Origin of the sequence: Bacillus sp. CCNWLW194 (genome assembly GCF_037120585.1) — a bacterium.
In the GTDB taxonomy this organism is placed as follows: Bacteria; Bacillota; Bacilli; order Bacillales; family Bacillaceae_G; genus Bacillus_A; species Bacillus_A basilensis.
This window is the reverse complement of record NZ_JBBBBL010000006.1, coordinates 300,930-316,734: the sequence shown is the minus strand read 5'-3', so window position 1 is coordinate 316,734 and position 15,805 is coordinate 300,930. Positions and strand designations below refer to the sequence as shown.

At 34.0% G+C, this 15,805-nt stretch carries 14 protein-coding genes; 11 read left to right on the top strand and 3 right to left on the bottom strand.

Going from position 1 to position 15,805, the window contains the following annotated elements:
* Window positions 1-16: 16 nt before the first annotated feature.
* Both V7S50_RS16460 and V7S50_RS16455 read left to right on the top strand, forming a co-directional pair.
* Entirely contained in the window at window positions 17-907 is an 891-nt protein-coding gene (locus V7S50_RS16460) for an AraC family transcriptional regulator (protein WP_242252743.1), read from the top strand.
* Window positions 908-933: 26 nt separating this feature from the next.
* Entirely contained in the window at window positions 934-1,875 is a 942-nt protein-coding gene (locus tag V7S50_RS16455) for a serine hydrolase domain-containing protein (protein WP_242252744.1), read from the top strand.
* 213 nt (window positions 1,876-2,088) lie between these two features.
* On the opposite strand, the gene V7S50_RS16450 is transcribed toward V7S50_RS16455, so the two are convergent.
* Window positions 2,089-2,838, bottom strand: a complete 750-nt coding sequence (locus V7S50_RS16450; protein WP_242252745.1) for a CPBP family intramembrane glutamic endopeptidase — start codon at window positions 2,836-2,838, stop codon at window positions 2,089-2,091.
* A 226-nt stretch (window positions 2,839-3,064) separates the two neighbouring features.
* Between V7S50_RS16450 and V7S50_RS16445 the strand changes: the two genes are divergently transcribed.
* Window positions 3,065-4,102: an SDR family oxidoreductase gene (locus V7S50_RS16445; RefSeq protein ID WP_242252746.1), complete on the top strand. Its 1,038-nt coding sequence runs from the start codon at window positions 3,065-3,067 to the stop codon at window positions 4,100-4,102.
* A 59-nt stretch (window positions 4,103-4,161) separates the two neighbouring features.
* Here V7S50_RS16445 and V7S50_RS16440 read toward each other — a convergent pair whose 3' ends face one another.
* Window positions 4,162-4,953 carry a DUF4240 domain-containing protein gene (locus V7S50_RS16440; RefSeq protein ID WP_242252747.1) on the bottom strand — a complete coding sequence of 264 codons (792 nt, stop codon included), beginning with the start codon at window positions 4,951-4,953 and terminating at the stop codon, window positions 4,162-4,164.
* A 197-nt stretch (window positions 4,954-5,150) separates the two neighbouring features.
* Here V7S50_RS16440 and V7S50_RS16435 point away from each other — a divergent pair, with 197 nt between their 5' ends.
* Window positions 5,151-5,618, top strand: a complete 468-nt coding sequence (locus V7S50_RS16435; protein WP_063225278.1) for an NUDIX hydrolase — start codon at window positions 5,151-5,153, stop codon at window positions 5,616-5,618.
* 21 nt (window positions 5,619-5,639) lie between these two features.
* Window positions 5,640-6,296 (top strand): alpha/beta hydrolase, encoded by a 657-nt coding sequence (locus V7S50_RS16430; protein WP_242252749.1) that lies wholly within the window; start codon window positions 5,640-5,642, stop codon window positions 6,294-6,296.
* A gap of 52 nt (window positions 6,297-6,348) precedes the next feature.
* Here V7S50_RS16430 and V7S50_RS16425 read toward each other — a convergent pair whose 3' ends face one another.
* Complete coding sequence (locus tag V7S50_RS16425) at window positions 6,349-8,037, bottom strand: amidohydrolase (protein ID WP_242253097.1); 1,689 nt, start codon at window positions 8,035-8,037, stop codon at window positions 6,349-6,351.
* Window positions 8,038-8,357: 320 nt separating this feature from the next.
* On the opposite strand from V7S50_RS16425, the gene V7S50_RS16420 reads away from it, so the two are divergent.
* From V7S50_RS16420 to V7S50_RS16395, 6 genes are all read left to right on the top strand, one after another.
* A complete protein-coding gene (locus V7S50_RS16420) occupies window positions 8,358-9,716 on the top strand; it encodes an MFS transporter (RefSeq protein ID WP_336376447.1) in 1,359 nt (452 codons plus the stop codon).
* A gap of 130 nt (window positions 9,717-9,846) precedes the next feature.
* The gene (locus V7S50_RS16415; RefSeq protein ID WP_242252753.1) at window positions 9,847-12,069 is read left to right on the top strand and encodes a helix-turn-helix domain-containing protein; all 2,223 of its coding nucleotides are present in this window, start codon (window positions 9,847-9,849) and stop codon (window positions 12,067-12,069) included.
* 127 nt (window positions 12,070-12,196) lie between these two features.
* On the top strand, window positions 12,197-13,018 hold the full coding sequence (locus V7S50_RS16410; RefSeq protein ID WP_242252755.1) for a MerR family transcriptional regulator: 822 nt from the start codon (window positions 12,197-12,199) through the stop codon (window positions 13,016-13,018).
* Between the two features lie 193 nt (window positions 13,019-13,211).
* Window positions 13,212-13,514 (top strand): PTS sugar transporter subunit IIB, encoded by a 303-nt coding sequence (locus V7S50_RS16405; RefSeq protein WP_242252757.1) that lies wholly within the window; start codon window positions 13,212-13,214, stop codon window positions 13,512-13,514.
* Window positions 13,515-13,614: 100 nt separating this feature from the next.
* Window positions 13,615-14,397 (top strand): histidine phosphatase family protein, encoded by a 783-nt coding sequence (locus V7S50_RS16400; RefSeq protein ID WP_242252759.1) that lies wholly within the window; start codon window positions 13,615-13,617, stop codon window positions 14,395-14,397.
* 33 nt (window positions 14,398-14,430) lie between these two features.
* Entirely contained in the window at window positions 14,431-15,732 is a 1,302-nt protein-coding gene (locus tag V7S50_RS16395) for a PTS sugar transporter subunit IIC (RefSeq protein WP_242252761.1), read from the top strand.
* Window positions 15,733-15,805 lie beyond the last annotated feature (73 nt).

The following is a 15,805-nucleotide window of genomic DNA, read 5'->3' as shown; positions in this document are numbered from 1 at the left end:
TGAGGAGCTAAAAAGTATGGAGAGTAAACAAAGTAGAAATGAGTATTTACAGCGCATATACAAAGTACAAAATTATATAGAATCACACATAAATGATTCACTTTCAATTGAAGAGCTAGCAGATGTAGCAGGGTTTTCGAAGTATCATTTTCATAGAATTTTTAAAGGAATAGTAGATGAACCGTTATCTCGGTATGTAAACCGATTGAAGTTAGAAAGGGCAACAAATCTACTTACATATCGTACAGATATGACCATTACAGATATTGCGTATCACTTTGGTTTCACAGATTCGGCAGTTTTCTCCCGTACATTTAAAAATTATTACGGAGTAAGTCCATCTCACTATCGTAACTACAATAGCAAGAATTGCAAAGACGTAAGTGAACCTTCTCAATACAATGAATGTAAGAAGGTTCGAGGAGATATTGAAATTGTAACAGCGGACGATATGAAAGTCGCATACATAAGACATATCGGTACATATGAAGAGTTAACTATAGCTTTTCCGAAAATGATAGAGAAATTATTTCATTACGCAGCGGAAGAAAACTATCATGTATTTGAGGATACGAAAGTATTAACCATTTACCACGATCATCATGAATTTACGGAGGACTATCATTTAAGAACAAGTTTATGTATAACAATTCCGAATGAGTCCGCAGTAGAAACGAGCGACATTGGAATAATGGTAATACCTTCTGGAAAGTATGCGATAGGTCACTTCGAAATACGCCAAGATGAATACAAAGGTGCATGGGATTTTTTATACGGTGAATGGCTACCAAATAGCGGATATAAACCGAGAGATGCGTATCCTTTTGAAATGTATAAAAATGACCCAAGGCAGCACCCGGAAAATAAACATATAGTTGATATATATGTACCTATCGAACCTTTTTAATGATAGATTATTGAGGGGGAAGAAGGATGAAAACCGCTGAAAAGTTAGATTCCATTATAAAAGAAGACTATAAAAATATAAACGGTATGTTAGTAATGCAGAAAGGTAATATTATTTTTGAAAAATATTATAACGGCCAAGGTCCAGATGATGCATTTCATGTAGCATCTGTTACAAAAACGATTATTTCTGCGTTAATTGGGATATGTGTAGATAAAGGCTATATAAAAAGCATTGATCAAAGAGTAATAGAATTTTTCCCTGAATATAAAGTTAAGTCATCTGAAATAACAGTACGCCATCTTCTAACAATGACAGCTCCATATTCTTTTGTAGATTGGCAGGAACCGTTAGAAGAACTATGTACACAACCAGACTGGGTACAGTATACACTTAATAGAATGGGGAACGGCGGGGAAATCGGTTCTTTTAAATACTCATCTGCAGGAGCACATGTACTATCCGCAATTATTACGAGTATAACAGGAAAAAGTGCGCGTGAATTTGCGAATGAACAGCTATTTCAGCCACTCGGTATGAAAGAAATTCCAAACTACAATATGATAGCATTTGGATTCGATGACTTATTCGGAAAAGATGTAAAAGGATGGGTTCATGATCCAAACGGTATTTCAACTGGCGGATGGGGACTAACGTTAATGGTTAGAGATATGGCTAAGTTTGGAAGTTTGTATTTAAACGAAGGTACTCATAATGGAAAACAAATTCTATCAACATTATGGATAAGAGAATCAACAGAAATGAACACAAATCAATATGGTTACTTATGGTGGTTACGAGAAGAAGATGGAATCTTTTCATACTGTGCAGTGGGCGATGGTGGGAATATGATTTGTTGTATTCCGGAGAGGGAATTGGTGGTGGTGATTGCCTCTGAAATTATACCAAATGCAGGGGATAGATGGAAGTTAATGAAAGAGTATATACTTCCTTATATAAAAGGTTAATATGTTTATATTATGAAAATAAGAATAAAGGTCTAGTTATACTTGTTTTGTTCCCCGTATTAAAAATAAGTGGTGTGAGAACAAAATTGTTTAACTAAGATTAAAAAACTTCAACACCTATACGATTATTGAATAATTGTAAGGTGTTGAAGTACTATATAATCTATTAATGGTATTTTCCATTAAAAGCGGAAACAACTTTTTTACTTTTAACTATTCTTTATCTTTGCGATGTATAAGGTACATTATGCCGAGTATAATTGCTAGGAAGATAAATTTAATTAATTCTATTAGACTGGCATCCCACTTGTTTTGCACTACATCTGTTAAATAAAATACATTAAACATACCATGTAAAATAGCGGGTGATATTACAGAACCATCATATTCTCTCGTGTACGTCAAAATTATAGATAATATAAATAATAAAGAGAGATAACTTAATATTCCTACAAGTTGAAACTCATAATTTTTATAAAAGATTGCTACTGGTATATGCCATAAAGACCAGAGAAAAGCTATAATAATAGCTGTTTGTTTGAATGAATATTTTTTTCGTAAATAGTAATGAAAATTCCCACGCCATATCATCTCTTCTAAAAATGCAGATAAAGATCCGACTGTAAGACCAACGAGCAAGAGGAATCCTAACTCATTCCAATGATTATATAAGAACTTTATATCATAAAAATAAAAATGGAGACATAGCCCTAGAAGTAGTGGAAATAATATGGAGAAAATTAGTGTTTTTATTTTTGGACGTGAAATTCCAAGTGTATGAACTATTTTTTGTTTCTTATATAATGTTTGATATGAAATAACTGCTAAAAGCGGAACAACCATTGTAAACCCCAAATAATTACGACCATTTTCTATGTTCAGCAAGATGATATATACAAGTGATGTGAGAAAATAAATACATAATGTTGAATGATAAACTATGTGTTTATTAATATTTTTCACCTGCCTAAGTATGTATAAGTGGTTAATCGAATATCCGATATTTTAATTATATATGAAATGGAAACCGACAGAATGAATATTTCCATATTATTGTTTTTAGCATAGAAAAAGCGTCGGAATTACATATATTGAACTTGTAGAAAAAATTAAGCTTTCCCCGTAACTTTCCACCACAAAAAATCGTTTAACAAAAGAAAGGAATTTCAATCGCGAATGGGGGAGAACCATGAAAATTCTAATACTAGGTGGTACACGATTTTTGGGAAGAGCTGTTGTAGAAGAGGCTTTGAGCAGAGGGCATGAAGTTACATTATTTAACCGCGGAACAAACAAAGAAATTTTTCCTGAAGTGGAGCAGTTAATCGGTGACAGAAATAACGATGTATCAAGTTTAGAAAATCGAAAATGGGATGTTGTCATAGATACGTGTGGATTTTCTCCGCATCATATTAGAAATGTGGGAGAAGTATTAAAAGATAATGTAAAGAATTATATTTTTATCTCAAGTCTTTCTGTATATAAAGATTGGATTCCACATGACATAAAAGAAGACTATAAATTACAAGCTGAACCAACGGCTGAGCAAATAAAGGCTGTAGAAAATGGAGAAATAACTCCTTATGAGCATTATGGTGCGCTCAAAGTATTATGTGAAAAAGAAGCAGAGAAATATTGGCCTGGGCATGTTTTACACGTAAGAGCAGGACTGCTTGCAGGAATGTTTGATTATACAGATCGACTTTCGTACTGGATCGGGCGTGTAGCAAAGGGGGGAAACGTGTTAGTACCAGGAAGAAAAAATCGTCCAGTACAGTTAGTGGATATAAAAGATATCGCAAACTTTGGACTCAACATGGCAGAAAATAATAAAGTAGGTACATTCAATATAACAGGTCCGAATGATGAATTGACGATGGAAGAACTACTAAATACGTGTAAAAAGGTTACGAATAGTGATGCTGAATTCGTTTGGGTAGAGGAATCGTTTATGAATGAACATAAAGTGCAGCCTTGGACAGAAATGCCTTTATGGATTCCAGAAACTTTTCCATTAGAAGGGGAAACGAAGCCGTGGAAAGGTGGATTTTCTATAAGTATCGAGAGTGCCGTTAAAGAAGGGCTTATTTTTAGAAGGTTAGAAGATACAGTTGCAGATGTGTATGACTGGATGGAGGGTATGGACGAATGGGAATTAAAAGCAGGTATTTTAGAGGAAAGAGAAAAGATTTTATTGGATAAGTGGTATGGAATAGAGAGGGTTTAAATAAGAATTCTATGCAAAAAGGCCTCTGTTTATTGATTAAACAGAGGCCTAATATTAGTCTAACACTCAATCGGTTCTTCCCCGTACATTTTCCATAGCATAGGAAACATCTTTTTCAAACCTTCTTCGTCATCTTCATCCCAGTCTAACTCGATATCAACTTCCTCAAATTCTTCATTTGATAAGACATGGTATAGTGTAAAGTATGTATCATCTTCATCCCCAGTCTTCTCCATATATACTTCTTGTCCGAAATATAGCGTAAGTTCTTCTATTTCTGGAACATCATACTCGCTCATATTTTCTAATACAGGTATTAACTGCCCTGGATCTTCAATACACGCCTCGTAAGTTTCTTTTCCTTGATATAATAACCATCCGCGGAAATAATCAAAACAATCATCCGAACAACCGCCTAAAATAATATAGGCTGCTGCCCATAAGCGAGATGTATAAGAGTCTTTCAAAATACGATGCATATGCGTATCAAAAGCTACAATTTCATGTACTGTACGTTTAGCGAGGTGAGAAGTAAGCCATTCTATTTGTTCTTCCTGGTCTTCACCTTTCGTTTTTGCACGATTAAGTAGTTCCCAAAATTCTTCTTCTGTTATCGTTTTTTCTTTTATATAATCTTCCCCAAGGCATGGTTCTGTATATCCTTTTTTACGTTTAGAAGCAACTAGTTTGCTAGCTTCTTTTATACACTCTTCTTCTGTTTCAAATTCTTTCGCTTTCACACTACCAGCTGTGCCGATTTTTCCGTAAAACACAACGTAGTCTTTTTCTTTCACAACGATTTTCCAAAACTTATTTGATTTCTCATTTTGTTGGATTAATAACGTTTCCATTCGTACCCCCATTATGTTTTTCTAGTATGAATTGTGATTGTAACATATGCATATACACTTGTAATGATAAAAAATAAGAGTTTGGAAAATTCGAAAATGATTGAATGAAGTGGATAAATTTAGTAACCTTATTTGTACAATAATTAGATAATCTTTTTGTAATAATTAGATATTAATTATATAAGGGGACATTACGGATGGATCTTACGTTCAAAGTTGAGGAAACATGTTTTAACTACCGCGTCGGAGCAATTTGTAAACATAATAATAAAATACTCATTCTGCAAGGTGACGGCGAAGATTTTTGGTACGTACCGGGTGGAAGAGTGAAAATGCTAGAAAATAGTGAAGATGCATTAAAACGGGAGCTTGCAGAAGAACTAGCTGTTCCTATTAAAGGGAAGAGATTAATATGGTCAGTAGAAAATTTCTTTACGCTTTCTGAGCAGAAGTTTCATGAGATTAGTTTTTATTATGAAGTAGAGCTAGATGAATTGCCTGCAAATGGAGCGGATCAATATATTTTGGAAGAAGAGGGTAGAACATATTTATTTAAGTGGGTGCCGGTAGAAGAGTTACATGCATATAACTTACAACCAGCATTTATAAAAGTGAAAGTAAAGGATGTATCAGTTCACACAGAACATATCATATTACAAAAATAAACGTATTTGGAGGGGAAAACGATGAAGGGGACTAAAAAAGAGATACATATAAATGACAAAGTAATTCATTACACACATATCGAAAAAGGTTCTAGTAGGGTTTGCTTTATGTTTTCAGGTTCAGGATACAATTATGATAAGCCGTTATTTTATTACGCGACGATGCTTATGCTTGAACATAAAATTGATGTTGTTCATATTTATTATTCTTACGACGAACAGGTAATGAATAAACCGATAGAAGAAGTAACGAAAGTAATGATGGATGATATTAATCCTATAATGAATGAAGTATTAAAAGATGAGCAATACAACGAGACTATGTTTTTAGGGAAGTCACTTGGAACAATTCCGATTGCAAATAATTTAATGAAGAGAGAAGATTTTTTACAGTCAAAAATGATAGTACTTACACCTTTACTAACTTTTGATTCCATTTTTGATTCTATTTTACATAGTAGTCACGAAGGGCTTTTAGTAATTGGGGATAAAGATCACCAATACAATGCAAATCAAATTGATCAGTTATATAAAACGAATTTAACGATTGATGTTGTTAAAAACGCAAATCATTCTTTAAATGTTGGAGAATATGAAACAGAAAGTTCAATTGAAGCGATAGCGAAAATAATGAGAAAACTGAAAGAAACAATAGAAACAAGTAGAGCTGAATTATAATTGTTCCAACATAAAAAAGAGGTGCTTCATGCACCTCTTTTTTATGTTGAAATTAACGAAACTCTGTATGACGAAATGTTTCTTTTCCTTCTAATAGAGTCAGTAAAATTTTCGTTTTATGAATATCATGTTTTGGAATTTTAAATAAGTTTTTGTCTAATACAACGAGGTCTGCTTTTTTGCCGACTTTAATAGATCCAGTTTCTTTCTCTAAAAAATTGGCGTAGGCTCCATTTATAGTATAAGTCTTAATCATTTCTGCTAAACTTACTTTTTCTTTTGGGTTTAAAGCGTTTTGTGAATTTGTATCTTGTAAACTTGTACGAGTAATCCCCATTTGAATGCCAGCTAGAGGGGAGAAGTAAGGTCCTTGTGTAATGGGATAATCACTAGAAGAAGCCATAACAACACCTTTATTTATGAAACTTCGCATAGGATATTGTTCATTTGCACGCTCTTCTCCTAATAATTCGACAGCTTGTGAAAAGTATTCTCCGTCTTTAAGAAACCACGTTGGCTGCGGAACACCAATGACACCTAAATCTTTAAAACGATTTATATCATTTTCTTTTACTAATTGCAGATGTGTAATCTTATGGCGACTATCTCGTTTTCCGTTTTGTTCTTGAGCGATAGCTAATGTATTTAATGTTTCTGTAGTGGCAGCATCACCGATAGAGTGGATATGAACTTGGAATTTCTCTTTGTCTAATGTTTGAACCATTTGTTCAAATGCTGGTTTTTCCCAAACAGGAACGCCGTAATAGTTTGGTTTATTGTTATACGGCTCATGTAAGTAGGCAGTTCCGCCTTCAAGTACACCATCCATAAATAACTTGACCGTATTCATTTTTACAAGTGGGCCTTGTAATTTAGCACGCTGTTCTTTTACATAAGGAATGCGCTCCTGGCCTTCACTTGGTTGTATCGTTAATGCAAGGCTATGTCTAATAGATAACGCTTGTTCTTTCTCGAGCATTGTTAGTGCTTCAATGACAGTATCTTGCTGAGGAACAACGACATCATTTACTTGTGTATATCCATTACTCGCTGCGAGTTGTTGGAAAGTTTTTAAACCTTCTTTATACTGTTCCGTATTGTACTTTGGTAATTTGTCTAGTACAAGATTCGTTGCGGTATCACGAAGCGTACCGGACGGTTCACCGTTTTCATTTCGTTCAATTACTCCACCGTTAGGATTTGGAGTATCTTTTGTAATTTCAGCTATCTCAAGCGCTTTCGAATTTGCCCAAACGGAATGATAATCCTCGGAAATTAAAGCGACAGGAATGTCTTTCACAACAGTATCTAATAAATCTTTTGTCGGACCAGATGATGAGAAAAGGGTATTGCTCCAACCAGCCCCATGAATAACTTTTACATCACTATGTTCTTTCCTATACTGTTCAACTGCCTGAACATATTCATCAACTGTTCTAGCGTTTACTAAGTCAACAGAATAAAGAGAGTTTACAGTTTCGGAAGCATGAAGGTGGCTATCAACAAATCCTGGAAGTAACATTTTTCCCTTTAAATCAATGATCTTTGTATTCTTATTCTTGTATTTTTTTGCACCTTTCGTATTACCCACATAAATAATTTTCCCGTTTTTAATCGCAACTGCTTCTGCCCAAGGTTGCTTTGCTTCTACCGTATAGACATTTCCGTTAATAAAAATGGTGTCTGCTAGTTTTGTAGCATCTTTTTTCGCCTGTTCAAATCCTACTAACATAAAAAGCATAGTGAGACTAATGAAAATAGAAATAAACCTTTTCAATGTATCAACCCCAATTCTCTATAATTTGATTTTGATTCGCTACTTTCATTACAGAAGTTCGATAGACGGAAATTCAAATCCTATGAAGCGAAGTCCGCTAATTATAGGAATATTACTTTACTTTTTCCTATAATTAGCGGATAACAATTTTTAAAAGTAATGATTACAATTTAAATACGGAAAATTCAGAAAGTTTTTCAGAAAATCAGAAAGGGATAATTGAAAGCGTTTACTATTTTTAGAGGCCGAGAAAAGAAAAATCGCCATTTAAGGAGGTTATTAAGATGAAATCGATTAACCCAATGAATGTGATAGATGAGAGTCGTATTCATTCCATGCACCTTTGGTTAATATTTTGGCTATTTATCGTAATTGCATTTGATGGATATGATGTTGTTATTTATGGAGCAGCAGTACCGTCGCTCATTAAAGAGTGGGGGATATCGGATGTTACAGCAGGGGCAATTGGTAGTTATACAGTTATAGGAACGGCAATTGGTGCTATTTTCTTCGGTTTATTAGCTGATAAAATTGGTCGTAAAAATATTATACTGTTAACTACAACCTTATTTAGTCTATTTACATTTCTATCTGGTTTTGCGAACGATCCTGTTACATTTACAGTCTTTCGTGTCATCGCTGGGATTGGGCTTGGCGGAGTTATGCCGAATGTAATTGCTATAGCAACTGAATTTTCGCCGAAACGAGTTCGAACTGCTATTGTATCTTTTATTTTTTGCGGATATTCGGTTGGGGCAATGGCAGCAGCACTTACAAGTCGATCACTTCTCATGGCAGCAGGATGGAAACCAGTCTTTTGGTTAGCGGGAATTCCGTTATTGTTTCTTCCATTTTTAATGAAAAGTATTCCAGAGTCTGTTGGTTTTCTTCTAGGGAAAGGAAAAATAGAAGAAGCTAAAAAAGTAATAGCGAAAGTAAATCCGAAATTAAGTGAAGATGCGACGATTGAATTTATAAAACCATCAACTAAAGAAGTTGGTTCTCCTGTTGTTAAGTTATTTGAGGAGAAACGCGCAGTAAGTACGATTATGTTTTGGATTTCCTGTTTTAGTGCTTTTGTGCTCATTTACTCTATGAATACTTGGTTACCAAGACTTATGATGCAGTCAGGGTACGACCTGAAATCAAGTCTTTCATTTACAGCTGTCATGCAAATTGGCGCTATCGTTGGTACACTCATATTCGGTCCAATCGTGGATAAAGTTGGATTCAAAAAGGTACTTGTTCCATTATTTTTCTGTGGAGCGATTGCGTTATCCCTAATTGGATTTGCGAATAACATGTTTGTTGGATTTTTGTTAATTTCTAAAATTGGTGCTTCTTCAGTTGGACTACAAAATATGTCAAATGCATTTGTTTCTCAATACTATCCTAGCAATATGCGATCAACAGCGGTAGGAAGTACAATGGCGTTTGGGCGTCTTGGAGGTGTGGTCGCTCCGATTTTTGTAGGTGTACTACTTTCTATGCATTTCTTACCTCAATATAATTTTGCGGCTATTGCGAGCGCTGCTGTAATTGGCGGTATAGCAATGTTGTTTGTGAAAGAAGAACATGGAATTTATTATAAAGAGAAAAAAGAGATTGTAAGCGGAGATAGCAACGTAACTACAGCAAAATAATAAACAATTAATCCCGGGGATATATTTCTTCGGGATTTCAAATTGTTCGCTGAATAATTTTAATATTTAGTTTTATTTTATGTAACGCTTCTTATACAATAGATAGAAAAGATAAAGTGGGGGATGGGGCATGTCTGGTAATAAGAGGGAGCGGTTAATGAAAAGAATTGAATATCATTTGCGAAATACATCACGTCAGCTTATTAAAATTGATACCGAAGAAGAAGCACTTCAGTATTTAACTCATTCCTTTTGCGCGGAATTACATTGTAATTTCGTAGCTGTCATTTTTAATGAAGGAGGACAATTTTTACCAAAGGCTTGGAGCGGAAATTTAACTTCTTTAGCTTCAGCTTTTCCTCTTCACTCTGATGAATGTTCATCAAGACTCCAGTATCAAAGTATAACGGATCAAACGGCAGATTCACCAGAAGTGTGCCTACTAGCGGAAACGTTGAAAAGTGCTGGTGTAGAGACTTGGTTTACTGTCCCATTAAAAGATGACATACAGCATTTTGGTTTTTGTGTTGTTGCGTTTTCAAGTTATGTTCCACTTTTAGATATGGAAATATCATTTGAAGAGTTTGGAAGAGATATAGCCGTGGCAATAGCTGTGGCTAGACAAAAAGAATCGCAGTTGAAAAAAATTGAAGGTTTTGGATGGATTAGTAAAAACCTGTCGTTAGATGTTCCGTTAGAAGAGCATATATATGAGGTAACTTCTAAAGCTGGAATGGAAACAAACGCTCATTTTTCATGTGTTTACCTGTATAACGAGGCTGAAAATTGTTTTGTTTTTCAACCACCATCATATGGAGAAATGAAGCGCCCATTCAAAATTATGGTTGAAGATAAATATGTACTAAAAGAGCACTTCCCATTTTTTGAAACGGTTGGTGGTGAACAGTTTACTGCTCCAATCATTATTGATATGAAACCAATTGGGGTTTTACATGTTGAAAAGGAATGCAAAGGGGTTTTTACGGAAGCAGATGCAAAATCACTTGAAATGATAGCGAATCATTTGGCCACGATACTTGATAATGCAAGATTATATAATGGTGAGAAAGAGCATAAACAACGACTTCATTTTCTATTAGATTACCAGCAAGCTTTATTAAAAGAAACAGTCGATGATAATAACTTTGAAGGTATTACAACAATGCTTGGTAGTCTGTTTCAAGATACAGTATTTATTTTCGATAGATTTATGCAACCTATAGCCTTTCATGATGAAAAGGATAGTCGTTTAGCAGAACATTTGGCTGATTTAGCAAGAGAAGAACGCAAAAATCAAAGAATGAATGATACGTTCCATATTACTGATCCAAATCATATAGATTATTGTTTTTCATTTTGGATTATAAATGGGGGCGGTAATTTCTTAGGTTATTTAGCAGTACGAAGAAAGAATGGAGGGATGGATGAATTTGATCAACTAACAGTAGATTTAGCCCGAAATATATGTTCCATCCAGTTTATTAAACAAAAGCTCGTTCTTGATACGAAAGAACAAATGAAAGATAGCTTTATTAGTAAATTACTTACTGAAAAAATTGAAGATCGAGATAACATTTTGCAATATGCCAACTTGTATCAATGGAATCTCTTCAAAAAACATAGAGTAGCCGTATTATCCATATCGCTTGATGAAAAAGAATTGAAAAAAGGAAACTTACTTGAACAACAAGCGAAAAAGTCACTTATATGGGACTTAATTAAGACCCGTCTACCGGAACTAGGGACAGGCATTTTAGCAGTATCTCATAATGATGAGCAACTTTTAATTGTTCCTATCGAAGAGCAGAAGAAGAGAGCCGATACATTTTGGGAATCGATGTTTCATAGCATTCAAAAATGGATACACGCATCACCTATTGGTTGCCAAGTATTATTAGGGATTGGTGGTGTGACAAAACAATTAGAAGACTACTATATTAGTTATCAGCAAGCCGTGCAGGCTCTAAATATTTTAGATAGCCGCTTCAGAAAAAAAGGGTATGCACTATTTGAAGATTTAGGATCGTACGCTATTTTACATCATTTAAATCATTCAACAGCCGTAGAACTTTTTGTAAAAAAACAAATTGGTCCGCTCCTTGCATATTCAGAAGGAAAGAATATTGATTTATATCATACATTACATGTATTCTTACAAAACAATGGAAATGTAAAAAGCGCTGCAGAAGAACTCTTTATTCATCGAAGTTCTCTACTGTACAGGCTCGAAAAGATTGAATCACTTATTTCAGTTGATTTAAATGATGCTGAAGTGAGATTTAATTTAATGATGGCATTAAAGCTTTATGATATGCATGGTGAAGTGATAGGGGAATTGAAGTTAATATTTTAGTTTGAACTTGATAAAAAGAGGTTTTGTATTCATACGAAATCTCTTTTTATTTTGTATATAATTGTTTTTCAAAACTTGTTACACTATAAAGGTATTTGTAGGAATTATAGATTTGAAGGTGATAGGTATGAAGAAATACAAAATAGGCGAAGTAGGAAAGGAATTTGGAGTTTCAATAGATGCTTTACGATTTTATGAAAAGAAAGGATTCCTAAAACCACAAAAAGATAAAGATAACGGTTTTAGATTTTATACATATGAGGATTTTGGGGTATTTTTAGCAATTAGAAGTTTTCGACAAATGGGGTTTCATGTTAAAGAAATTGGATCGATTTTTAACGGTTTAGAATATGATGACATCATGAAAAAATGTAATGATAAAATAGCTGAAAAAGATGAAGCGATAAAACAGTTAGAATTAGAAACAAAACAAATAAATGAATTTATGAGCTTATTAAAAGAATATAAACAAGAAGATAAGCGGTGGGTTATAAAACAAGCTGAGACTTATTATTTTCTCAAACATGTTCATTTAAATGAAGGAACGCTATGTGTAAATCCACTATTAAAAAAATGGTTAAATTTCTTGCCAACCGTTTCCACAGCTTTGTGTATTCCACTTGAAGAATATAAAGGGAAAAATATAGATAATAGTTACTGGGTAATGGCCATATCTGAATTGAAGATGAAAGAGTGCCAATTACCTATAGATGATTCAGTTTTTCAAATAGAGATGGGAGAGTGCTTGCATTACTTATATGAAAAAGATGTAAATGAACCATTATCTTCGTTAATATTAGATGAGCCACTACATATTATACAGGAACAGGGATACTCTCTTAACGGAGATATTTTATGTCGATACGTTTGTGAAACAAAGAATCAAGAAAATACTGTTGAACATTATATTATTATGATTCCTATTATTAAATCAAATAGTACAAAGTGAAAAAATGCATGTAATTGTTAGACAGTGTCTACAGTTACATGCATTTTTTTGAAATAAAAAGTTTTATTCAATATTTATATAAAATAAGTTATTGACCCTAGTCTTAGACCATAGTTTATATTGAACTCATGAAGTAAGCGGTTACAACTAATGGAGCATAAATCGCTTAAATTAATTATTGGAGGTTTTTAATATGAAAAATATCGTACTTTTATGTAATGCGGGTATGTCTACGAGTATGTTGATGAATAAAATGAGAGGATATGCAGAATCAACAGGATATAACTGTGAGATTAATGCTTATGCATTAACAGAAGCAAAAAATGTTGGACCGACAGCCGATGTGATCTTATTAGGGCCGCAAGTTCGATATGCCTTAAATACTGTGAAAAGCCAATTACCAGAAAAGAATATTGAAGTAATTGATATGGCAGCTTATGGCATGTTAGATGGGAAGAAAGTAATGGAACGAGTAAAAGATATTTTAGGAGACTGATATATCATTTTGACTGATTAAAGTGATGCTACATATTTAATCAGTCAAAATAGCTTGTTACATATATTCATTAAGAAATGCCCTATAAGGAGATTATACGATGAATAAAAAAATAGTATCGTTTTGTTTAGTAGCTTCTCTGACAGTGTCCTTATTTGGATGTTCGCCTAATAAGGTAGAGCAAGGTAAAGAGAAAAAAGAAGAAAAGCCGGTTGAATTTTATTTAGTAAGACATGGAAAAACAATGTTAAATACGACTGATAGAGTACAAGGTTGGGCGGATGCACCACTTACGAAAGATGGTGTTGCGGTAGCAGAATACCTTGGAAAAGGTTTGAAAGGGACTAAGTTTGATAAGACATATAGTAGTGATAGTGGACGTGCAATAGAAACAGCGAAAATTGTATTAGATCATAGTGGAAATAAAGATATGAATATCAACCAAAGTGAAAATTTGCGGGAAGCGTGTTTCGGTGAGTTTGAAGGGGAGTTAAATCATACGTTTCGGGAAAAACTCGCGCAAGCTAATAATATGACTTATGAAGAGTTTATGAACAATTTTGATGTTGATATTATGCAAAAAACTGCAGCGAAAATCGATAGTAGTAAACAGGCTGAAGATACTGAAACAGTTACAAAGAGAATGAAAAAAGAAGTTGATCAAATTGCAGAAGAAGTAGCAGAAGGTGGCGGCGGGAAAGTTCTTGTCGTATCACATGGTACATCATTAATGGACCTGTTATATGCAATATCTCCTGAATCGTTAAATGAGGTTGAAGAAGGATTAGGAAATGCAAGTGTTTCAAAAGTTGTGTATAAAGACGGGAAATATAAAATTCAATCTGTAAATGATATGAGCTATGTAGAAAAAGGTAAAAAGTAGATGTAATAAAATCTAAAAATGTTGGAGGTAATTATGAAACTGTTAGAAGGGACTAAAAACGGACTAGAACGAATCATCACACCGCTAACAAATTATCTCGGAAATAGTAAAGTTGTAAATGCGATTACATCAGGGATGATGATGACAATTCCTGTTACGATCGGTGTTACGTTATTTGCTATTTTAGGTAATCTACCATTTAAAGGGTGGAAAGAATTTTTAATTCAAATTGGTTTATATACGCATATGCAAGACATGATTAGTGCGACATTAAGTTTATTAGCAGTTTATATGGTTGTCATTATCGCGTATTCCTATGCGAAAGAGGAAGGCATGAATGGAATGACGGCTGCTGTTATAGCGCTAGGTAGTTTCTTATGCTTAATGCCAATGTCTATTAAAGTAGGAGAAGAACAAATTCCGGCTATTTTAAATCAGTATTTAGGTAGTGATGGAATATTCGTTGCCATGTTTGTCGGGGTTTTCACTAGTAAACTGTATTGTTCATTAAAAAGGAAAAATATTGGAGTGAAATTGCCAGAATCAGTACCTCCTATGGTAGCTGATGCGATTAACCCTGTGTTTATTTCAATCATCATTTTCACGCTTATCTTCTTTATAAGAGTAATATTTGGCTTTACTCCATATGAAAATATTTTTAACTTTGTGAGTCAAGTAATCTCGTTACCTGTAAAAGTCATCGGATCGTCTGTATGGTCAGTTATTGCTATCTTTACTTTTATGAATATATGTTGGTTCTTCGGTTTACACCCAGCACCAATTATAAATGTATGGTATAGTGCGACAGCTCCGTTATTTACGGCAGCTATTACAGCTTTTGCTTCAGGAACACCTTTTTCGGAAATTCCTTATTTAGCATTTACGTTAATGCATTTTGCAGTCGTTATTGGTGGAACAGGAAATACGTTAGGTTTAGCAATAAACCTGCTATTTGCGAAATCGGAGCAATATAAATCACTTGGGAAAATCGGTATCGTTCCAAATATCTTTAATATAAATGAACCAATTGTCTTTGGATTACCGCTTGTTCTAAATCCAATCTACTTTGTTCCATTGGTAACATCTTCAATAGTAGGCGGATTAATTGGTATCGTATTCCTTAAACTTACAGGGGTTTTATCTAATTTCAACCCACTTATTGAATTACCATGGGTAACACCAGCACCATTTGCAGCTTATATTTCTGGTGGTTGGTTACTACTTATCATGACTGTTTTAATCATTATCTCTCAAATTCTATTATATTATCCGTTCTTTAAAATGGGAGATAAAAAGGCTTATGAAGCAGAACAACAAGCAGCAACACAGCAATAATCATGTATCCCGCAAAAGCCCAATTGTTGGGTGCTAATAATCAGTGGGGATGAACAAAAAACCGCTGATTGTA

Coding starts and splice junctions, on each gene's coding strand:
- V7S50_RS16440 (WP_242252747.1), bottom strand. CDS start 4,953: ATGGAAACGTTATTAATCCAACAAAATGAGAAATCAAATAAGTTTTGG.
- V7S50_RS16430 (WP_242252749.1), top strand. CDS start 5,640: ATGAAGGGGACTAAAAAAGAGATACATATAAATGACAAAGTAATTCAT.
- V7S50_RS16460 (WP_242252743.1), top strand. CDS start 17: ATGGAGAGTAAACAAAGTAGAAATGAGTATTTACAGCGCATATACAAA.
- V7S50_RS16445 (WP_242252746.1), top strand. CDS start 3,065: ATGAAAATTCTAATACTAGGTGGTACACGATTTTTGGGAAGAGCTGTT.
- V7S50_RS16415 (WP_242252753.1), top strand. CDS start 9,847: ATGTCTGGTAATAAGAGGGAGCGGTTAATGAAAAGAATTGAATATCAT.
- V7S50_RS16420 (WP_336376447.1), top strand. CDS start 8,358: ATGAAATCGATTAACCCAATGAATGTGATAGATGAGAGTCGTATTCAT.
- V7S50_RS16400 (WP_242252759.1), top strand. CDS start 13,615: ATGAATAAAAAAATAGTATCGTTTTGTTTAGTAGCTTCTCTGACAGTG.
- V7S50_RS16455 (WP_242252744.1), top strand. CDS start 934: ATGAAAACCGCTGAAAAGTTAGATTCCATTATAAAAGAAGACTATAAA.
- V7S50_RS16435 (WP_063225278.1), top strand. CDS start 5,151: ATGGATCTTACGTTCAAAGTTGAGGAAACATGTTTTAACTACCGCGTC.
- V7S50_RS16410 (WP_242252755.1), top strand. CDS start 12,197: ATGAAGAAATACAAAATAGGCGAAGTAGGAAAGGAATTTGGAGTTTCA.
- V7S50_RS16425 (WP_242253097.1), bottom strand. CDS start 8,037: ATGCTTTTTATGTTAGTAGGATTTGAACAGGCGAAAAAAGATGCTACA.
- V7S50_RS16405 (WP_242252757.1), top strand. CDS start 13,212: ATGAAAAATATCGTACTTTTATGTAATGCGGGTATGTCTACGAGTATG.
- V7S50_RS16395 (WP_242252761.1), top strand. CDS start 14,431: ATGAAACTGTTAGAAGGGACTAAAAACGGACTAGAACGAATCATCACA.